Origin of the sequence: Dankookia rubra (assembly GCF_004355005.1) — a bacterium.
Classification (GTDB): domain Bacteria; phylum Pseudomonadota; class Alphaproteobacteria; order Acetobacterales; family Acetobacteraceae; genus Paracraurococcus; species Paracraurococcus ruber_A.
The window spans coordinates 1-955 of the sequence record NZ_SMSJ01000298.1; the positions used below are offsets into that span (position 1 = coordinate 1).

Sequence of the window (955 nt, forward strand, 5' to 3'; positions counted from 1 at the left end):
AGACCCCGTTTGCGAAGGGGTGATGGCACTCGTCTGACGGGCTGATCCTGACCCCTTGGGCGGCGTTGCGGGCGGTTTCCTGCTTGGAGACCGCCATGTGGACGCCGGCTGATCGCGCGCTGGTTGGGAATTTCGGCTCCGGCCAGGCGCTAACGGATGACCAGTTCCGATTCCTCGAACCGCTGATTCCGCCCGCCAGGCCCGGCGGGCGGCCGCGCAGCACGGACATGCGCAACCTGCTGGACGGGCTGTTCTACCTAGTGCGCACCGGCTGCCAGTGGCGGCACCTGCCGCCGCCACCGGCTTTCCCACCTTGGCCGACGGTGTACGGCTATATGCGCGCCTTTCTCCGGGATGGCGTGTGGGAGAGCATCCGCCACCACTTCGTGGTCATGCTGCGCGAGGGCGCCGGGCGGGAAGCAAGTCCTTCTGCCGCGATCATCGACACCCAAAGCGTGAAGACGACGGAGAGCGGTGGCCCACGCGGCTGGGACGCCGCCAAGCGGCTGAAGGGGCGCAAGCGGCACATTGCGGTGGACACGGATGGGCTGCTGCTCGGCATCCTCGTCCATGCGGCCGACATCCAGGACGCCGACGGCCTCGGCGACCTGCTGAAGCGCCTGAAGCCGCTCTACAACTGGCTCCGGGCGGTGTTCGCCGACAGCATCTACAATCGGCTTGCGGCCTTGCTCGCCTGCTTTCTGGCAGGTCTGGTGCTGATCATCGTTCGCCGCCTCGCAGGCAGCACCGGCTTCGTCGTGCAACCCCGGCGCTGGGTGGTCGAGAGATCGCTCGGCTGGTTCGGCCGCTGGCGCAGACTGTCCAAGGACTACGAGGCGCTACCCGAAGTCTCCGAGGCGATGGTCACCCTGGCCGCAATCCGCTTGATGCTCCATCGCCTCGCCCATCCCAACCGCAGACGACTGCCCGCCCCATGACTTCAAAAACGGGCACT

At 67.1% G+C, this 955-nt stretch carries 2 protein-coding genes; one reads left to right on the forward strand and one right to left on the reverse strand.

Annotation, left to right across the window (positions count from 1 at the left end):
- The coding region (locus E2C06_RS40125; RefSeq protein WP_241671640.1) for a hypothetical protein at positions 1-229 on the reverse strand (229 nt) is incomplete at its 3' end.
- Between E2C06_RS40125 and E2C06_RS36670 the strand changes: the two genes are divergently transcribed.
- A complete protein-coding gene (locus tag E2C06_RS36670; RefSeq protein ID WP_241671639.1) occupies positions 120-938 on the forward strand; it encodes an IS5 family transposase in 819 nt (272 codons plus the stop codon). The genes E2C06_RS40125 and E2C06_RS36670 overlap by 110 nt on opposite strands.
- The last annotated feature ends 17 nt before the right edge of the window (positions 939-955 follow it).